18 protein-coding genes are annotated in these 18,629 nt (G+C 67.4%); 13 read left to right on the top strand and 5 right to left on the bottom strand.

What is annotated here, in order from left to right; genetic code table 11:
- The first annotated feature begins 44 nt into the window (after positions 1–44).
- The 3 genes from BCO18175_RS11245 to BCO18175_RS11235 all read left to right on the top strand — a co-directional run bounded on the left by BCO18175_RS11245 (position 45) and on the right by BCO18175_RS11235 (position 2,801).
- Positions 45–629, top strand: coding sequence for a hypothetical protein (locus BCO18175_RS11245; RefSeq protein ID WP_174980713.1), 585 nt, complete (start codon positions 45–47; stop codon positions 627–629).
- 111 nt (positions 630–740) lie between these two features.
- Positions 741–2,162, top strand: a complete 1,422-nt coding sequence (locus BCO18175_RS11240) for a sigma-54 dependent transcriptional regulator (protein WP_174980712.1) — start codon at positions 741–743, stop codon at positions 2,160–2,162.
- A gap of 132 nt (positions 2,163–2,294) precedes the next feature.
- Positions 2,295–2,801, top strand: coding sequence for a hypothetical protein (locus tag BCO18175_RS11235; protein ID WP_174980710.1), 507 nt, complete (start codon positions 2,295–2,297; stop codon positions 2,799–2,801).
- A gap of 25 nt (positions 2,802–2,826) precedes the next feature.
- Here BCO18175_RS11235 and BCO18175_RS11230 read toward each other — a convergent pair whose 3' ends face one another.
- The gene (locus tag BCO18175_RS11230) at positions 2,827–3,321 is read right to left on the bottom strand and encodes a hypothetical protein (RefSeq protein ID WP_174980708.1); all 495 of its coding nucleotides are present in this window, start codon (positions 3,319–3,321) and stop codon (positions 2,827–2,829) included.
- 404 nt (positions 3,322–3,725) lie between these two features.
- Here BCO18175_RS11230 and BCO18175_RS11225 point away from each other — a divergent pair, with 404 nt between their 5' ends.
- Positions 3,726–4,403 carry a response regulator transcription factor gene (locus BCO18175_RS11225; protein WP_174980706.1) on the top strand — a complete coding sequence of 226 codons (678 nt, stop codon included), beginning with the start codon at positions 3,726–3,728 and terminating at the stop codon, positions 4,401–4,403.
- A 25-nt stretch (positions 4,404–4,428) separates the two neighbouring features.
- On the opposite strand, the gene BCO18175_RS11220 is transcribed toward BCO18175_RS11225, so the two are convergent.
- Positions 4,429–5,982, bottom strand: coding sequence for a methyl-accepting chemotaxis protein (locus tag BCO18175_RS11220; protein WP_174980704.1), 1,554 nt, complete (start codon positions 5,980–5,982; stop codon positions 4,429–4,431).
- Positions 5,983–6,233: 251 nt separating this feature from the next.
- On the opposite strand from BCO18175_RS11220, the gene panE reads away from it, so the two are divergent.
- From panE to BCO18175_RS11180, 8 genes are all read left to right on the top strand, one after another.
- Positions 6,234–7,181 (top strand): 2-dehydropantoate 2-reductase, encoded by a 948-nt coding sequence (gene panE, locus BCO18175_RS11215; RefSeq protein WP_174980703.1) that lies wholly within the window; start codon positions 6,234–6,236, stop codon positions 7,179–7,181.
- A gap of 233 nt (positions 7,182–7,414) precedes the next feature.
- Positions 7,415–8,374 (top strand): AraC family transcriptional regulator, encoded by a 960-nt coding sequence (locus BCO18175_RS11210; RefSeq protein ID WP_174915007.1) that lies wholly within the window; start codon positions 7,415–7,417, stop codon positions 8,372–8,374.
- 121 nt (positions 8,375–8,495) lie between these two features.
- Positions 8,496–9,440 (top strand): substrate-binding domain-containing protein, encoded by a 945-nt coding sequence (locus BCO18175_RS11205; protein WP_174980701.1) that lies wholly within the window; start codon positions 8,496–8,498, stop codon positions 9,438–9,440.
- A 62-nt stretch (positions 9,441–9,502) separates the two neighbouring features.
- Entirely contained in the window at positions 9,503–11,023 is a 1,521-nt protein-coding gene (locus BCO18175_RS11200) for a sugar ABC transporter ATP-binding protein (RefSeq protein WP_174980699.1), read from the top strand.
- The gene (locus tag BCO18175_RS11195; protein WP_174980697.1) at positions 11,010–12,023 is read left to right on the top strand and encodes an ABC transporter permease; all 1,014 of its coding nucleotides are present in this window, start codon (positions 11,010–11,012) and stop codon (positions 12,021–12,023) included. The genes BCO18175_RS11200 and BCO18175_RS11195 overlap by 14 nt, the downstream gene beginning before the upstream one ends.
- Positions 12,024–12,069: 46 nt before the next feature.
- The gene (locus BCO18175_RS11190) at positions 12,070–13,158 is read left to right on the top strand and encodes an alcohol dehydrogenase catalytic domain-containing protein (protein ID WP_174980695.1); all 1,089 of its coding nucleotides are present in this window, start codon (positions 12,070–12,072) and stop codon (positions 13,156–13,158) included.
- Positions 13,159–13,187: 29 nt separating this feature from the next.
- Positions 13,188–14,735, top strand: a complete 1,548-nt coding sequence (locus BCO18175_RS11185; RefSeq protein ID WP_174980693.1) for an FGGY-family carbohydrate kinase — start codon at positions 13,188–13,190, stop codon at positions 14,733–14,735.
- On the top strand, positions 14,732–15,490 hold the full coding sequence (locus BCO18175_RS11180) for an SDR family oxidoreductase (protein ID WP_174980691.1): 759 nt from the start codon (positions 14,732–14,734) through the stop codon (positions 15,488–15,490). The genes BCO18175_RS11185 and BCO18175_RS11180 overlap by 4 nt, the downstream gene beginning before the upstream one ends.
- Before the next feature lie 50 nt (positions 15,491–15,540).
- Here BCO18175_RS11180 and BCO18175_RS11175 read toward each other — a convergent pair whose 3' ends face one another.
- On the bottom strand, positions 15,541–15,681 hold the full coding sequence (locus BCO18175_RS11175; RefSeq protein WP_174981400.1) for a hypothetical protein: 141 nt from the start codon (positions 15,679–15,681) through the stop codon (positions 15,541–15,543).
- 92 nt (positions 15,682–15,773) lie between these two features.
- Here BCO18175_RS11175 and BCO18175_RS11170 point away from each other — a divergent pair, with 92 nt between their 5' ends.
- Positions 15,774–16,826: an RNA-guided endonuclease InsQ/TnpB family protein gene (locus BCO18175_RS11170; protein WP_174980689.1), complete on the top strand. Its 1,053-nt coding sequence runs from the start codon at positions 15,774–15,776 to the stop codon at positions 16,824–16,826.
- A gap of 189 nt (positions 16,827–17,015) precedes the next feature.
- Here the strand turns inward: BCO18175_RS11170 and BCO18175_RS11165 are convergent, their stop codons facing one another.
- Both BCO18175_RS11165 and BCO18175_RS11160 read right to left on the bottom strand, forming a co-directional pair.
- Complete coding sequence (locus BCO18175_RS11165) at positions 17,016–17,600, bottom strand: nucleotidyltransferase family protein (RefSeq protein WP_174980687.1); 585 nt, start codon at positions 17,598–17,600, stop codon at positions 17,016–17,018.
- A 103-nt stretch (positions 17,601–17,703) separates the two neighbouring features.
- Complete coding sequence (locus BCO18175_RS11160) at positions 17,704–18,384, bottom strand: M15 family metallopeptidase (protein ID WP_254608042.1); 681 nt, start codon at positions 18,382–18,384, stop codon at positions 17,704–17,706.
- Between the last annotated feature and the right edge of the window lie 245 nt (positions 18,385–18,629).

The following is an 18,629-nucleotide window of genomic DNA, read 5'->3' as shown; positions in this document are numbered from 1 at the left end:
CAACACCTCTTTTTGCCTGACGAGGATGCAAGGAGGCCTCAACCATGAGGATCTTTTTGGTCGCTCTGCTGTTGTACAGCGCACAAGCCGCGGCGCAGGTGGCTTTTCAGAACCCTGCGGTCTTCGTCATCCTGGGCGAGCAGACCGCGGCGAACGCCGCAAGCGTCGCGCAGGCGCTGTCGACGCTCGGTCGCGCCGACAACACGGCATGTGCGCCGATGATGATGATCGGCGATCCGCAGATGATCTACATGATGCCGGAGGAGGGGCACGCGCCGTCGTGGCAATCGCCGGTGTATGGCCGTGGCGCGCCGTTCGAAGCGCAGAACGGGCCGACGCCGACCGGCAAGACGATCGGCGCGATGCAGCATGCCGAGGACATGCAGACGCAGCCATGGAGCGACGGCAGCGCGATCACGCAGAAGATCGCCGGCGAGTCGAGCGTGACGGCGGCGGATCGGGTGAGCGGGTGGCAGCGCAACGGGCTCAACTCGATCGAGACGGCCCGTTCGACGGAAGTGACGGTCAACGGCAAGACCTACCGGGCCTATCGTGACGATCTCAACCGCTCCGCGAAGCCGGTCGTCGAGCCGCAGATCTACACCCAGCGCGTCGTCTTCTGCCGATAACGAAACGTCAATCCGAGGACGGCCCGGCGCCGCGCCGCGGGACCACGATGCCCCGCCCCACGCGATCCGGCAACGGCCGTTTCGACAACCAACCCAAGCGACGAGGCCATCGTGAACTATTGCTGCCAGATCAGGGTGTCGGGCCCGCAGGATCTCGAACGCGATGCGGGTACGGCGCCGTTCCTGGCCGTCCGGCGCAACCATGTCGTACCGTCGCGGCCGCTCGTCTACCTGTCGCAGCAGCACGATGCCGCGCTCGTCGACTGTCTCGAATCGCGCGGCTGGGACGTGTGGCGCGCGAAAACCGTTGCGGACGCATTGAATCTCGTCAAGGTGAACCGTCCGCACGCGGGCATCGTCGATTTCGGCAGCTTCGCGTCGCCCGACGTGACCTCGTTCGAGGCGCTGCTGCGCGATCCGCGCGTCGGCTGGGTCGCGCTCGCCGACAATGAGCGGCTGCGGGATCTCACCATCGCGCGGCTGATCCGCCACTGCTGCTTCGACTATGTGCGCAATGCGACTGCCTATACGACGATCGGCTATCTGGTCGGCCATGCATACGGGATGCTGAAGCTCGCGGACGGCAGCCCGGACGCCGATGCCGCGCCCCCGGGTGACACGATGATCGGCTCGTGCGATGCGATGCGCCGGCTGTTCGCGACGATCCGCAAGGTCGCGAACACGGACGCCACCGTTTTCATCGCCGGCGAATCCGGTACCGGAAAGGAGCTGACGGCGGCGGCGATCCACCGGCAGTCGTTGCGCGCCGACGCGCCATTCGTTGCCGTGAACTGCGCGGCCATTCCGTCGACGCTGCTGCAGGCCGAACTGTTCGGCCACGAGCGCGGCGCGTTCACGGGCGCGCACCAGCGCAAGATCGGCCGGATCGAGGCCGCGCACGGCGGCACGCTGTTTCTCGATGAAATCGGCGACATGCCGTTCGAGAGTCAGGCGAGCCTGCTGCGCTTCCTGCAGGAAGGCACGATCGAGCGGCTCGGCGGGCACGCGTCGATTTCGGTGGACGTGCGGATCGTGTCGGCGACCCACGTCGATCTCGAGGCCGCGATGCAGGCGGGGCGGTTCCGTGCCGACCTGTACTACCGCCTGTGCGTGCTGCGCATCGACGAGCCTCCGCTGCGCGTGCGCGGCCGCGACATCATGCTGCTCGCCGACTACGTGTTGCGGCGCTATCGCGCCGACAGCTCGCACCGGATTCGCGGCTTCATGCCATGCGCGATCGAAGCGATCCACAACTATCCGTGGCCCGGCAACGTGCGCGAGCTGATCAACCGGATCCGGTTCGCGGTCGTGATGACGAACGGCCCGATGATCTCGGCCACCGATCTCGAACTGCACCCGTACACGTCGCGGCAACCGCCGACGCTTGCGCAAGCGCGCCGGCAGGCCGAGCGGCGCGCGATCGAGGAAACGCTGATGCGCCATCGTCACCAGCATGCGGACGTGGCGGCCGACCTTGGCATTTCGCGCGCGACGCTGTATCGGCTGATGACCGCGCACGGGCTGCACGGCTGACGCGCCGTGGCCCCCGGCCGCTCAAGACCGCGCGACGTCGGCCGTTAAGACAGGAAACGGCCCGTCTGGCCCGCCGGCGCAGGAATGCGCGCGCGGCCGGCACGCGGCGCATCACGCTTATCCGAGGTTATCGTGGCAGAGTGCAGTCACTGCGGCAGGACGTTCCTGGTCGGCGGGCGGTCGATCGACGGCCGCCGCTATTGCAGTCCGGCGTGCGCGCAAGCGCACCCGATCGTCGTCGAGGCAGAACGGGTGCCCGACGTGAAAGTCTGGGAGTACGTGCACGACTGGCGTTACGGGCCGTGCCCGATCTGCCGTCGCGACGACCAGCCGGTCGATGTCCATGCGTCCCATCGCGTCGTGTCGCTGCTGTTCGTCACGCGCTGGGCGACGCGGCGCCACGTGTGTTGCCGGCGTTGCGGCCGCAGGAAGCAGGCGGTCGCGCTGCTGGCCTCGGCCGCGTTCGGCTGGTGGGGGCTGCCGTGGGGCCTCGTGCTGACGCCGATTCAGCTCGCGCGCAACGCGCTCGGGCTGGCCGCGCGCGATCCGGAGGTCGCGACGCAACAGTTCGAGCAGCTCGTGCGGCGCAAGCTGGCGGCGCGCCGGCTGCGGCGTGCGCGGCAGGGCGCCGGCGCCTGAGCGTGGCCCGGCGCGCCGCGCGCGATCAGGAGGCCGGCCGCTCGAAGCCCGACGCGACCCAGCGCTCGGCGCTGGCCTTGTTGAGCTTGAACCCGGCCGACACCTTTGCTTCGGCCAGCAGCGCGCCATACGGATCGAATGCCTTGAGCTGCGCGTACGGCTCGAATTCGTCCGGCACGATGTCGAGTGTCACCGACACATCCTGGTCGTCTTCGCCCTGAACCGTCACTTCCTTGTGCAGCATCGCGCGCCGCTGCTGCTCGTGGCGCATCAGCACCTCGGTGGCGGTCTTCACGAGCGTGCGGAACGCGTTCGCGTCCATCGGCTTCGGGTTCTTCTTGTCGCGGCCCATGGTCCACGGGCCGACGAGCGCGGGCTCGGACTCGCCGTCCTTGATCATCTCGACGGCCCAGCCGTCGTCGTCTTCGTTCTTGATGATGCGGGCCGTCCAGCCGTTGTCGCGCCAGAGGCCGTCTTCGTGGATGGAGGTGTCGTCGGATTGCAGGTCGGATTCGGTCATGAGGAAAGCGGGGAGTACGGGCAGCCGGGAGGTCGGGCAGCCGGCGACAGGGCGGCGGCGCGCGGCCGGCATCGGCGCGTCGCTCGCCGCCGGTGGCCCGGCGCGGCATGCAAAGGCGTCGATTTTACCTGCTGGCCGGCTGCTTGGCCCGCATGGCCCGCCACGTTGGCCATCCGGCCGATGTCCGCAGCTGCCGGCCGCCGTGCGCCGGGCGCTCGAACCGGCGCAAATATCAAACTCGTATTACGTCCCCGGCGGCCGATCCCGATCCCGTCCGATATCCCGTCCGCACGCCGCTTCATAGAATCGACGTTCGGGCTAAAAATAGCCTGAACGTCCTTTCAACGCCAAACCGGCCGTGCGCGTTCCGCGTCGCGCGGCCGATGAACCATCTGGAACTGCGCATGAGGAAATTCAATGTTCGCGTCGTTTTCGCGTACGACTGGCCGTTGACGCTGGCCGGCATCGAGCAGGTCGCGGGCAGCGGCTGTGCGATCGAGCTCGTCGCGGTCTACCGGAGCGTGGCCGAACTGGTCGCGTCGCTCGGCGGCGTCGACTGCGACGTCGTGCTGGTCGACTATGCGATCCGCGGAGACGAGCAGATGGACGGCCTCGCGCTGTTCCACTGGCTGCGGCGCACGCGTCCGAACGTCGGGATCGTCGCGCTGGTCGCGAACGAGAATCCGCTGATCTTCGGGTCGATCCTCGCGATCGGCGGCGTGAGCATCGTCAGCAAGTTCGACGAGGTCGGCCATATCGTCACGGCCATTCATTCGAGCTACAGCGGCGGGTGCTACCTGTCGCCGATCGTCAGGCGCGCGGTCGATGCCGGCGGCGAGCGCCGCGAGGCGCCCGTGAAGCTGTCGGCGCGCGAGATCGAGGTCATTCGCCTGTATCTGTCGGGTGTGCCGATCAAGACGATCGCGCAGCGCCTGAGCAAGGGCAAGCAGACGGTCAGCGCGCAGAAGATCAGTGCGATGAAGAAGCTTGGCGTGAACAACGATGTCGAGCTGATCCAGCGGGCGGCGGGGCTGGGGCTCGGCACCGCCGCCGCCCCGTCATGTCCCGGCGGCGCCGTGTGAGCATGCGCGCGCCGGGCGGCTACCGTCAGGCCGGCAACGCGAACCGCGTCACGGCATCCCGCAGCGCCTCGGCCTGATCGCGCAGCGAATGCGCGGCGGCCGCGGCTTCCTCGACGAGCGCCGCGTTCTGCTGCGTGACCTGGTCCATTTCGCCCACCGCGCGATTGACCTGCTCGATCCCGGCGCTCTGTTCGCGCGACGCATGGCTGATCTCGTCGAGGATCTCGTTCACGCGCCGCACCGACTGCACGATCTCGGCCATCGTCTCGCCCGCGTGCGTGACCAGCGCCGCGCCTTGCTCGACGGTCTCGTTCGACGACACGATCAGCGACTTGATCTCCTTCGCGGCCGTCGCCGAGCGTTGCGCAAGCGAGCGCACCTCGGCCGCGACCACGGCGAAGCCGCGGCCCTGTTCGCCCGCCCGCGCGGCTTCGACCGCCGCATTCAGCGCGAGGATGTTGGTCTGGAACGCGATCCCGTCGATCACGCCGATGATGTCGCCGATCTTGTGCGAGCGGTCGGTGATCTCGTTCATCGTGCGCACGACGTCGTCGACCACCGCGCTGCCGCGCGTCGCGACCTGCGCGGCCTGGCCGGCGAGCGTCGCGGCCTGCGCGGCGCTGTCCGCGTTCTGCTTCACGTTCGCGGTCATCTGATCCATGCTCGACGCAGTCTGCACGAGCGCGGCCGCCTGTTCCTCGGTGCGCTGCGACAGGTCCGTGTTGCCGGATGCGATCTCGCTTGCGCCGACGTTGATGTTCTCGGTGCCCATCCGCACGCGCGACACCATGTCGATCAGCCCGCCCTGCATCGTGTGCAGCGCGTGCAGCAGGCTGCCGCGATCGTCGTGCTTCACGGTGACGTGCGCGGTCAGGTCGCCCTGCGCGATGCGCTGCGCGGCGTCGAGCGCCACTTCCAGTTCGCCGCCGAGGTTCGCGCGCACGCTTTTCAGCACCAGCACCATCACGGCGGTCGCGATCCCGCCGAGCACGGCCGTCATCGCGAGCCAGCGACCGACGCTTTCGAGCACCGCCGAGCGCACGTCGTTCATGTACATGCCGGTCACGAGATACCAGTCCCACGGCGCGAAGCGCTGCACGGCGCTGGTTTTCTCCTGCGGCTTGTCGGCGCCCGGCTTCGGCCACAGATACTCGACGAAGCCCTTGCCGCCTTCCTGGTTGCCGGCCTTCACGATCTCGACGAACAGGTGCTTGCCGTTCGGATCGGTGAAATTCGACACGTCCTTGCCGTTGAGCTCGGACTTGATCGGATGCATCACGATCACCGGCTTCGAGTCGTTGATCGAGATGTAGCCGTCGGCGCCGTAGCGCATCGCGGCGATCGCCTCGAGCGCCTTCTGCTTCGCGTCGGCTTCCGGCAGCGCGTTCTGCTGCGACAGCTTGTAGAAATGGTCGGTCACGCTCGCGGCCTGCGCGACCAGTGAAGCGAGCTGGTCGCGGCGGTCCGTGATCATCGATGCGCGCGTCTGCCATGCGCCGAGCCCGGCGATTACGAGCAGGCCGAGCCAGAGGATGACGATCATCGAGGCGAGTTTCTGATTCAGTGAAAGGTTGCGCATGGTGTGTGGTCGGTCGGTCGTGGAAGCTCGCCGAAACGGCGTGACGGGATAAGTGTCTTGACGGCGCCCGGCGTGCGTCCCCGTAGACGGGTTATCCCTAGGAACCGGTACCGTGGATGCATCCCTCTAATGACGATAAGGGTATCTATGCATATGCATAACGGGTGTCGCTATACTCACGGGGCGATGGCGTGCGCGCAGCGGGCCCGGCTCGGCGGCGCGGCGGCGAATGAAACCGAAAGGAGGCAACGATGCGAATTCTGGTGGTAGGGGCCGGCGCGGTCGGCGGATATTTCGGCGGCCGGCTGGCCGCGGCGGGGCGCGACGTGACGTTCCTGGTGCGTGACGGCCGTGCGGCGGCGCTGGCGCGTGACGGGCTGCTGATCCGCAGCCCGCGCGGCGACTTGACGCTCGCGAACGTGCAGACGGTGCGCGGGAGCGATGCGGATGCCGGCGTCGCGCCGTTCGACCTCGTGCTGCTGAGCTGCAAGGCGTACAGCCTCGACGACGCGATTCACTCGTTCGCACCGTTCGTCGGCCCGCAGACGTTGATCCTGCCGATGCTCAACGGCATGCGTCATCTCGACGTGCTGCGCGACCGGTTCGGCGTCGCGCAGGTGCTCGGCGGGCTGTGCGTGATCGCGGCGACGCTCGATCGCGAGCAGCGCATCGTGCACCTCAACGACACGCACGGGGTCACCTTCGGTGAACTCGCGGGCGGTGAATCGCCGCGCGTACGGGCGGTGGCCGAGGTGCTCGGCGGCGCGGGTTTCGATGCGACGCTCAGCGACAACGTGGCCGCACGGATGTGGGAAAAATGGGTGTTCCTCGCGACGCTCGCCGCGAGCACGTCGCTGTTCCGCGGCTCGGTGGGCGATATTCTCGCCGCGCCGGACGGCCGCCGCCTGCTCGAGACGATGCTCGGCGAATGCAGCGCGATTGCCGAGCACAACGGCTTCCGGCCCGACCCGGCCGCGATCGAGCGGATGCAGCGGATGGTGCTGACGCCGTCGCCGCTGACCGCGTCGATGCTGCGCGACGTCGAGAACCACGCGCGCGTCGAAGCCGATCACGTGATCGGCGACCTGCTCGCGCGGCGCGACCCGCAGGCGGCCGATGCGCTGTCGCTGCTGCGGATCGCGTACAACCACCTGAAGGCATACGAAGTGCGTACGGCGCGCGAGCACGCGGCCGCGTAAGCACCGGAGCGGGCGGCCGCCCGGCCGTTCCGCGCTGCACAAATTTGCCGTCCGGCGCCGTTTGCGGCCGGAATGCGCAAAAAAGTATCGGAAATCAGGCGTAAAGTTGGTGGAGCCGCGCGCTTGATCGACCTACATTGCTTCCCATGCGACCGGTCGCGTCGCCGCGTGAAATGCGCGGCGCACGCGCGCAACGAACCGGCCAGCGAGACATGGGAATGGAGACGCCAACAATGATGCACCCCGATCTGGAAGTGGTCGAAGTGCGACGCGACGAGTCGTTCAAGGTCTGGTCGCACGGCTATCCGTATCGCACGATCCGCTGGCACTTCCATCCCGAATTCGAACTGCACCTGATCGTCGCGACGCGCGGCAAGTATTTTGTCGGCGATCACATCGGCTCGTTCGGCCCCGGCCATCTCGTGCTGCTCGGCCCGAACCTGCCGCACAACTGGGTCAGCGACATGGCCGAAGGCGAAACCGTCGAGCGCCGCAATCTCGTGATCCAGTTCGACCCGGCGTTCGTGCGCCGCTGCATGGACGCGTTTCCCGAATGCCGCGACGCGCAGGCGCTGCTCGACGATGCGCGGCGCGGGGTCGGCTTCGACGCGGCGACCAGCGCCGCGATTGCGCCGCTGTTCGACGAACTGCTGGCCGCGCGCGGCATGCGCCGCATCGCGCTGTTCATGACGATCCTCGAACGGCTTTGCGGAGCGGCCGAACGTACGCTGCTCGCGAGCCCCGCGTACGACCAGGCCGATGTCACGCCGACGCGGCTCAGCCATGCGCTGTCGTACATCGGCAAGAACCTCGCATCCGAGCTGCGCGAAGCCGATCTCGCGCAACTGACGGGGCAGAGCGTCAGCGCGTTCTCGCGAGCGTTCCACCGCCAGACGGGCATGCCGTTCGTCCAGTACGTGAATCGTCTGCGGATTGAGTCCGCGTGCCAGATGCTGCTCGCCGACGACGCGAACATCACCGATATCTGCTTCCAGGCCGGCTTCAACAACGTGTCGAACTTCAACCGCCAGTTCCGTGCGGTGAAGGGGATGGCGCCGTCCGAATTCCGCGCGCTGCAGCGCCTGAACGCGCGCAGCCGCGAGCTTGCGCTTCACGCGGCGCCCACCGGCAATCCGCTGCCGCCACGCGTCGTCACGCCCGGCATCCCCGAGCTCGCGCCGCAGCCCGGATGATCGCGGGGCCGCGGCCCGCCTGAACTTTCCCCACCGTTTCACCCAGCGCAATCGCGTCGCCCCCGTCGCGAGGGGCGCGTTCACCCACGAAAAAGCTGCATATACAACCGGAGACACCGTCATGACGCATGCATCGCCCGCTTCATCCCCCCGCCGCGCCGCCCGCATGGCGGTGGTTGCCGCGCTCGCCGTCGCGGCCTGGCTGCCCGCTGCCGCCGTGCACGCCGCACCGCTGCGGATCGGCATGACGTTCCAGGAGCTGAACAACCCGTATTTCGTGACGATGCAGAAGGCGCTGAACGACGCGGCCGCATCGATCGGCGCGCAGGTCGTCGTCACCGACGCGCATCACGACGTCAGCAAGCAGGTGAGCGATGTCGAGGACATGTTGCAGAAGAAGATCGACATCCTGCTCGTGAACCCGACCGATTCGACCGGGATCCAGTCGGCGATCACGCAGGCGAAGAAGGCCGGCGCGGTGGTGGTGGCCGTCGATGCGAACGCGAACGGCCCGGTCGATTCGTTCGTCGGCTCGAAGAACTACGACGCCGGCGTGATGTCGTGCGACTACCTCGCGAAGGCGATCGGCGGCAGCGGCGAGGTCGCGATTCTCGACGGCATTCCGGTCGTGCCGATTCTCGAACGCGTGCGCGGCTGCAAGGCGGGGCTCGCGAAATATCCGAACGTGAAGCTGGTCGACACGCAGAACGGCAAGCAGGAGCGCGCGACCGCGCTGTCGGTGACCGAGAACATGATCTCCGCGCATCCGAACCTGAAGGGCATCTTCAGCGTGAACGACGGCGGCGCGATGGGCGCGCTCGCCGCGATCGAGAGCTCGGGCAAGGACATCAAGCTGACGAGCGTCGACGGCGCGCCCGAGGCGATCGCCGCGATCCAGAAGCCGAATTCGAAGTTCATCGAGACGACCGCGCAGTTCCCGGCCGACCAGGTGCGCATCGCGCTCGGCATCGCGATCGCGCGCAAGTGGGGCGCGACGGTGCCGAAGGCGATCCCGGTCGACGTGAAGGTGGTCGATCGCGGCAACGCGAAGGGCTTCAGCTGGTGAACGGCGTGCGATGCGACGCGAAGGGCGGCGGCACGGCCGGCGCCCTTCGTACGGAGAAGCCGATGGACACGATACTCAGGCTCAGCCACATCACGAAAAGCTTTCCGGGCGTGAAGGCGCTGTCCGACATTCATCTGGAGATTGCGCGCGGCGAGATTCACGCGCTGCTCGGCGAGAACGGCGCGGGCAAGTCGACGCTGATGAAGATCCTGTGCGGCATTCATCAGCCGGATGCCGGCACGATCGAGATCGATGGCACCGCACGCCATTTCGCGGACTATCACGACGCGGTCGCGGCGGGCGTCGGCATCGTGTTCCAGGAATTCAGCCTGATTCCGCACCTCGATGCCGTCGACAACCTGTTCCTCGGCCGCGAGCTGCGCACCCGCTGGGGCGCACGCGACCGCAAACGGATGCGTCACGCGGCGGCCGCGATCTTCGCGCGGCTCGGCGTGGCGATCGATCTCGATGCGCCGATTCGCGCGCTGTCGGTCGCGCAGCAGCAGTTCGTCGAGATCGGCAAGGCGCTGTCGCTCGACGCGCGCATCCTGATCCTCGACGAACCGACCGCCACGCTCACGCCGGCCGAGGCCGGGCACCTGTTCGCGATCATGCGCGAGCTGAAGCGGCAGGGCGTCGCGATGATCTTCATCTCGCACCACCTCGACGAGATTTTCGCGGTGTGCGACCGCATCACGGTGCTGCGCGACGGCCAGTACGTGGCGACGACCGACGTTGCGTGCACGGACGTCGAACAGCTCGTGCGGATGATGGTCGGCCGCCGGATCGAAAGCAGCTTTCCGCCGAAGCCGGCGCGCGCGGCCGATGCGCCGCGGGTGCTGGAGGTCGATGAACTGCAGATCGAGCGCGGCGGCCCGGTGAACCGCTTCACGCTGCATGCCGGCGAGATCCTCGGCTTCGCCGGGTTGGTCGGCTCGGGCCGTACCGAAACCGCGCTCGCGGTGATCGGCGCGACGCGGGCGCATCGCAAGGACGTGCGCGTGCGCGGCGCGGCCGCGAAGCTTGCCGATCCGGCCGACGCGCTGCGCGCGGGCATCGGCATCCTGCCGGAAAGCCGCAAGACGGAAGGGCTCGTCACGTCGTTCTCGATCCGCGACAACATCTCGCTGAACAACCTCGGCAAGTACCGGTCGATGCGCTGGCTGATCGACCGCCGCGGCGAGGCGCGCGCGACGCATGACGTGATGCGGCGCGTCGGCGTGAAGGCGCCGTCGATCCACACCGAGGTCGCGACGCTGTCCGGCGGCAACCAGCAGAAGGTCGTGATCGCGCGCTGGCTGAACCATCACACGTCGGTGCTGATCTTCGACGAGCCGACGCGCGGCATCGACGTCGGCGCGAAAGCCGAAATCTACGGGCTGATGCGCGAACTCACCGCGCGCGGCTACGCCATCATCATGATCTCGTCCGAATTGCCGGAAATCGTCGGCATGTGCGATCGCGTCGCCGTGTTCCGGCAGGGCCGCATCGAGGCGACGCTCGCAGGCGACGAGATCGATCCCGACACGGTCATGACCTATGCCACGGCCGGCACGCGAGGAGCGATCCATGAACCTGCCTGATTCTTCTTCCACGCCTTCCACCACGCTCGCGGCCACCGCCGGAAATGGCGACGCACCGCCGCCACGCGCGATGTGGGCGCAACTGCGGCGCTCGACGCTGTTCTATCCGCTCGTCGGGCTGATCGTCGTGTGCATCGCGATGATGATCGCGAGCCCGAGCTTTCTGTCCGCCGCGAACCTCGAGAACGTGCTGCGCCAGGTGTCGATCAACGCGATCATCGCGGTCGGCATGACCTGCGTGATCCTGACCGGCGGGATCGACCTGTCGGTCGGCTCGGTGATGGCGCTGTCGGGCACGCTGGCGGCCGGGCTGATGGTCGCGGGCGTGAACGCGGTTGCCGCGCTCGCGATCGGCATCGCGGTCGGCCTCGGTTTCGGCTTCCTGAACGGCGTGTTCGTCGCGTTCGCGGGGATGCCGCCGATCATCGTCACGCTCGCGACGATGGGCATCGCGCGTGGCCTCGCACTGATCTACACGGGCGGCTATCCGATCGACGGCTTGCCCGACTGGGTCGCATTCTTCGGTAGCGGCAAGGTGTTCGGCATCCAGGCGCCCGTGCTGATCATGCTGGTGGTCTATGCGATCGCATGGCTGCTGCTCGACCGGATGCCGTTCGGCCGCTACGTGTATGCGATCGGCGGCAACGAGCAGGCGACGCGGCTCACCGGCGTGCGGGTCGCGCGCGTGAAGCTGATCGTCTACACGCTGGCGGGGCTCACGTCGGCGCTCGCCGCGATCGTGCTGACCGGGCGGCTGATGAGCGGGCAGCCGAACGCCGGCGTGGGCTTCGAGCTCGACGCGATCGCGGCCGTCGTGATGGGCGGCACGTCGATCTCCGGCGGGCGCGGCGCGATCCTCGGCACGCTGGTCGGCGCGCTTCTGCTCGGCGTGCTCAACAACGGGCTGAACATGATCGGCGTGAACCCGTATGTGCAGAACGTGATCAAGGGCGGAATCATCCTGCTCGCGATCTACATCAGCCGCGAACGGTCGCGGTAACGATCGATTTATCAGTCATCCGAATCATCAACGAAAGAGATAACCCATGACGACACCCGAAGCCCCGCCGCGGATGACCGCGGTCGTCTGCCACGGCCCCGAGGACTATCGCGTCGAACAGGTCGCGAAGCCGCGCCCCGGCGCGAACGAGCTCGTGATCCGCATCGCCGCATGCGGGATCTGCGCGAGCGACTGCAAGTGCTATACCGGCGCGAAGATGTTCTGGGGCGGCCCGAGCCCGTGGGTGAAGGCGCCCGTGATTCCCGGCCACGAGTTCTTCGGCTATGTCGAAGCGCTTGGCGACGGCGCGGCCGAGCACTTCGGCGTGGCGGTGGGCGACCGCGTGATCGCCGAGCAGATCGTGCCGTGCGGCAAGTGCCGCTATTGCAAGTCGGGCCAGTACTGGATGTGCGAAGTGCACAACATCTTCGGCTTCCAGCGCGAGGTGGCCGACGGCGGGATGGCCGAGTACATGCGCATTCCGCCGACCGCGATCGTCCACAGGATCCCGCTTGGCGTGTCGCTTGAAGACGCCGCGATCATCGAGCCGCTGTCGTGCGCGATCCATACGGTGAATCGCGGCGACGTCCAACTCGACGATGTGGTCGTGATCGCGGGCGCGGGCCCGCTCGGGCTGATGATGACGCAGGTCGCGCGCCTGAAGACGCCGAAGAAGCTCGTCGTGATCGACCTGATCGACGAGCGGCTGGAACTCGCGCGGCAATACGGTGCGGACGTGACGATCAACCCGAAGCGCGACGACGCGCGCGAGATCGTCAGGTCGCTCACCGACGGCTACGGCTGCGACGTCTACATCGAGACGACCGGCGCGCCGGTCGGCGTGAGCCAGGGGCTCGACCTGATCCGCAAGCTCGGCCGCTTCGTCGAATTCAGCGTGTTCGGCGAGGATGCGACCGTCGACTGGTCGATCATCGGCGACCGCAAGGAACTCGACGTGCGCGGCGCGCACCTGGGGCCATACTGCTACCCGATCGCGATCGACCTGCTCGCACGCGGGCTCGTCACGTCGAAAGGCATCGTCACGCACGATTTCGCACTCGAGGACTGGGACGACGCGATCCGCGTCGCGAAATCGCCCGAATCGATCAAGGTGCTGCTGAAGCCGGCCCGCTGACGGACGGCGTGCGCCTCACCGGAGACATCATGGAATACGTCATAGGCGTCGACATCGGCACGCAGAGCACCAAGGCGCTGCTCGTCGACCGGCACGGCACGATCGTCGCGCGGTGCTCGGCCGGCTACCAGCCCGATACGCCGCGCCCGCTGTGGGCCGAGCAATGGCCGCAGGTGTGGTTCGACGCGGTGCTCGCGTGCATTGCGGGCTGCGTGAGCGATGCGCGCGCGCAGGGCGTGCCGGCCGATGCGATCCGCGCGGTGTGCGTGAGCAGCCTGTACGGCGGCTCGGGCATTCCGGTCGACAGCGACATGCGGCCGATCCATCCGTGCCTGATCTGGATGGACCGGCGCGCGACCGCGGAAGTCGACTGGGTCAACGCGAACGTGAACGTCGAGCGGCTGCGCGTGATCACGGGCAACGGCGTCGACAGCTATTACGGCTTCACGAAGATGCTGTGGCTGCGCGACCAGCGCCCGGATGTGTGGGCGAACGTGCGCTATTTCCTGCCGCCGAACGCGTACGTGATCTACCTGCTGACCGGCGAGGTCGCGGTCGATCACAGTTCGGCCGGCAATATCGGCGGCGTGTACGACGTCGCGCGTCGCGAGTGGTCCGACGACGCGCTCGACATGCTCGGCATTCCGGCGACGATGATGCCCGAGCGGCTCGTCGAATCGACGGACATCGTCGGCGGGCTGCTGTCGCAATGGACGGCGCAGCTCGGGCTGCCGGCCGGCACGCCTGTCGTCGCGGGCGGCGTCGATGCGGCCGTCGCGACCTTCGCGGCCGGCGCGACGCGCACGGGGCAGCATGTCGCGATGATCGGCACCAGCATGTGCTGGGGTTACGTGAGCCAGCACGTCGATGCGCGGCACGGGTTCGTCAGCATGCCGCACGTGTTCAACGGACAGCGCGACCTGTACGTGTTCGGCGGCGCGATCACGGCCGGCGCGTCGGTTGCGTGGTTTCGCGACCAGTTCTGTCACGCGGAAATCGATGCGGCACGCCTGCTGCCGCATGGCGATCCGCACGTATTGCTCGAGGAAGCAGCCGAAAGCGTGCCGCCGGGCGCCGACGGCGTGCTGTTCCTGCCGTACCTGATGGGCGAGCGCAGCCCCGTGTGGGACGCGAAGGCGAGCGGCGCGTTCGTCGGGTTGAGTCTGGCCCATACGCGCGCGCACCTGTATCGCGCGGTGCTCGAAGGCGTCGCATTCGCATTGCGGCATAACATCGAGGCCGGGCGGCGTGGTGCGGCTGCGCTCGACGACCGGCTGATCGTCGTGGGCGGGGCCGCGCATTCGGCGCTATGGATGCAGATCATCGCGGACGTGACGGGTTTCCCGGTGTGGACCATCGAGCAGGACGTCGAAGCCGCGATGGGGGCGGCGTTGCTCGCGGGCGTCGGGGCTGGGCTCGTGTCGCACGACGACGCGCAGGGCGGCTGGGTCACGCTCGTCGAGCGTGCGCGGCCCGACGCCGAACGCGCGAAAGCGTATGCGGCGCGCTTTGCGCTCTACACGGCGCTGTATCCGGCGCTCAAACCGATCATGCACGGGTTGCACACGCCATCATGAAGACACGATTCGATTTCGGCGGTTCGCGGGTGCTCGTCACGGGGGCGTCGAGCGGGATCGGGCGCGCGTGCGCGGTCGCACTGGCGCAGGCGGGCGCGCGGGTCGTCGCGGCCGGGCGCGACATGGCCGCGCTCGATGCGCTGGCCGGCGAGACCGCGTGCGAGACGATGCGACTCGATGTCGGCGGCGACGAGCATGCGATCGACGCGGCCCTCGCCGCGGACGATGCGTTCGACGGCCTCGTGAATTGCGCGGGGATCGCGTCGCTCGAATCGGCGCTCGAGGTGAGCGCCGCGCATTTCGATCGCGTGATGGCCGTCAATGCGCGCGGCGCGGCGCTCGTCGCACGGGCCGTCGCACGGAAGATGATCGCGCGCGACGGCCGTGGCGCCGCGCAGGCGCGGGGCAGCATCGTCAACGTATCGAGCCAGGCCGCGCTCGTCGGGTTGCCCGCGCATCTGAGCTATTGCGCGTCGAAGGCGGCGATGGACGCGATCACGCGCGTACTGTGCATCGAACTCGGGCCGCACGGTATTCGTGTGAACAGTGTGAACCCGACCGTGACGCTCACGCCGATGGCGCAGTTCGCGTGGAGCGAACCGGAAAAGCGTGCGCCGATGCTGGCCGCGATTCCGCTCGGGCGATTTGCGGAGCCGGACGAGGTGGTCGAACCGATCCTGTTCCTGCTGAGCGATGCGGCGTCGATGGTCAACGGGGTGTCGTTGCCGGTCGACGGCGGGTATACGGCGCGCTAGAACCCGTCAAGTCAGTAGCGGGTCGAGTTTGCGGCGCGGCCGGCGCGAGGCTAGACCGGGTCCTTGCTCGGCGGTCCGTCCGGCTGCTGCGGGTTGTCGTGATGGCCGGGCGGCGGCGAGAACGGATCGTCTTCCGGATCGCGGTTCGGGTCGGCCGGTGGCTCGGGCGTCGGGGTCGTGTGGTCGCTCATCAGAATTTGCTCCGAGAAACCCCGCCATTGATGGCGGGAAGGAAAGGCGTGCTGTTGACAGGCAGCTTCTTCCACGGGTTAGGATCACCGGCATGATCCTTGTTTACCGCTACCGCGTGAAGTCGCTCAACGGACTGCTCAACAAGCAGAGCCGTGCGGTGAACGACGTCTGGAACTTCTGCAATGACACGCAGAAGCACGCGCTCAAGTGGAGCAAGAAGTGGCCGACGGGATTCGACTTGAACGTGCTGACGACCGGTACTAGCAAGGAGCTCGGCATCCACTCCGGCACGGTCAACGCAACGTGCGAACAATACGCGAAGTCGCGCAGCCTGCATTGTCGCCCTTACCTGCGCTATCGCGGCAGGAAGTCGCTGGGCTGGGTGCCGCTGAAGGGCCGTGACCTGAAGCGAGAGAGTGACGCGTTCCGTTTCGCCGGCAACACGTTTCGCGTGTTCAACAGCCGCCCGCTTCCCGAAGGCAAGATCAAGGACGGGACCAACTTTGCGCAGGACGCGCGTGGCAACTGGTTCCTGAACATCGCGATCGAGATGCCCGATGTGCAGGCCCGCCCAATCTGTTCCGGCGTCGGCATCGATCTCGGCCTGAAAGACTTCGCCACACTTTCGACCGGCGAGAAGCTGCCCAATGACCAGTTCGGTCGACGAGCGGCGGAAAAGCTGGCGAAAGCGCAACGGGCGCGAAAGCACAAGCGGCATATCGCGAAGCTGCACGCCAAGGTCGCGAATGCCCGTGCCGATTTCCAGCACAAGCTCGCGCTCGATCTGGTGCGGCGCTTCGATTTCATCGCGGTCGGCAACGTGTCGGCTGTCAAACTCGCCAGAACCAGGATGGCGAAGAGCGTCTACGACGCATCCTGGTCGTCCTTCCGAAACAAGCTCCGCTACAAAGCGATCGCGCACGGAGCCACGTTCGAGGAAGTCGACGAAAGCGGTTCTACCCAGTCCTGTTCGGCGTGCGGATCGAAAGACAGCACGACGCGGCCGAAAGGTATCGCGGGACTGAGAATAAGAGAGTGGGCCTGCAGTGACTGTGGTGTCGAGCATGATCGGGATATCAACGCTGCGCTGAACATTCTCCGATGCGGACGTGCATCGCCAGGTGTGGGAATCCTCCGCCTTTAGGCGGACGAGGACGTCAAGGAGAACTCGCGCGGTGCGTGACGGCGGTGGCGCGGCGGACGCGCCTCGTTTCCGTTATAGCCAATCGGGCGCACGTTTGCAGCGGGATTCTTGCGATGGGTTGTCGATCGTCGGGGAAATCCGCTTATTGGCAGTGTTCCTGCAGGATATTGCGGGCTCGCGCAAGTGAAGTCAGCGCAAGTCCGCCGGTGTATCGACGTCGCGCACGATGCCGGGATCGTCGACGTCGAGCAGCCTGACCGGTGCGCTGGCGAACAGCGCGCGGGCGCCGGTGTCGCCGTCGAGCGCGGCGAGCGCATCGAAGTGGTGCGCGGCGAACCCGACCGGATGGCCGCGCACGCCGCGATGCGCGGGCGCGACGATCGATGCGTCGTCGGCGTCGAGCGCGCGCGTGACGGTTTCGTAGGTGGACGCCGCGATCCACGGCATGTCGCCGAGCGCGACGAGCCAGCCGTTCGCGTCGGGCGTCGCCCGCACGCCGGCCGCGAGGCTCGCGCCCATCCCGCGTACGGTGTCGGGCGCATAGACGACGTGGCAGCCGGCTTCGTTCAGCAGCATCGCGAGTTTTTCGGCACCGGGACGCACGACGGCGATCACGTTGGCCGTGGCCGCGGCGAGATGGCGGGCGGCCGCAACCGCAACCGGCGTGCCGTCGGGAAGCAGCGCCAGCAGCTTGCTTTGCAGGCCGCTCGGGTCGAAGCGTTGACCGAGGCCGCCGGCGAGCAGGACGCCGGTGGTGAGTGACGCATAGGACATCAGCGCGGGGGAGAGTGACGCAGGTGCCGCGATTGTGCGGGAGCGGGCTGGGATCGACAAGTGAGGATGTTACCGAGGCGGGCGCGTTTCGTCGGAAAGAATGTCAGCGCGCGACTTCGTCGAGCATGTCTTCCTCGACGGGGCCGTAGATCGCGTGCGATTGGTCGTGCATCACGGCCCAATAGCGGTCGCCGAACGACCAATGCCACCATTCCGACGGGTAGTTCGTGAGGCCGGCGCCGGTCAGCGCGGTGATCAATACCTGACGGTTGCGGGCGGCCGACCGGCTGATGAACGGGTTGTGCGTGTAGCACGCGCCGGATGATTCCTGGTCGGTGGCGTCGAGCACGCAACCCATGTCGAGCTCGATGCCTTCCGCCGAGATCAGCGTCAGGTCGACGGCCGCGCCCGTCGGATGGGCGGCGACTTCCGGCGGAGCGACGTAGTGGCTCGTCAGTGCGATCAGCGCGTCTTCGTCCGGCAGCGGATTCAGCGTGCGGCGCAGGTGCGCGAGATGCCCGGTGAAGTAGCGGCGCTGCAGGGCCAGCGGACGATAGCCTTCCTTGACGTACAGGCGCAGGCCCGCCGGGAGCGTGTGCGCGGCGGCGATCAGCCGTTCTGCCACGCCACGACGTACTTTCAGGAAATGTGCGCTCGTGTTCGCGACGTCGTCGGGGCCGGGAGCAACGGCGATGCGGTCATGGAAGCCGGCGAGATCGACAAATCCTTCGTGCGACTCCAGCAGGGCAATCGACCGGACAACGGGATCGGAGAGCGAAATCACGATAGCGGGCAGCGAGTGCGACGACGATTGAGGGCCACGTCCGGCGGGTTGCGGGAAGCTTCGTGGCGCAAGGCCGGCCGCTCGCGGTCGATTTGGTCAGACGAATCGCCAATATGCCAGAGTCGGGGAGAGGATGTGTCGCGGTTTTCGCTGCGGGGGCGAGATTGTCTTATCGAGGCGTCTCGATGGATGTGTCTGCGTGGGCGCCTTCGTTTCGCGTGCCGCATTGCGGCGCTTCCCAGGCG

This window comes from Burkholderia lata (assembly GCF_902499335.1).
GTDB classification, from domain to species: Bacteria; Pseudomonadota; Gammaproteobacteria; order Burkholderiales; family Burkholderiaceae; genus Burkholderia; species Burkholderia lata_B.
Note: the sequence above shows the minus strand (reverse complement) of the source record. Positions and strands in the feature narration are given on the sequence as shown.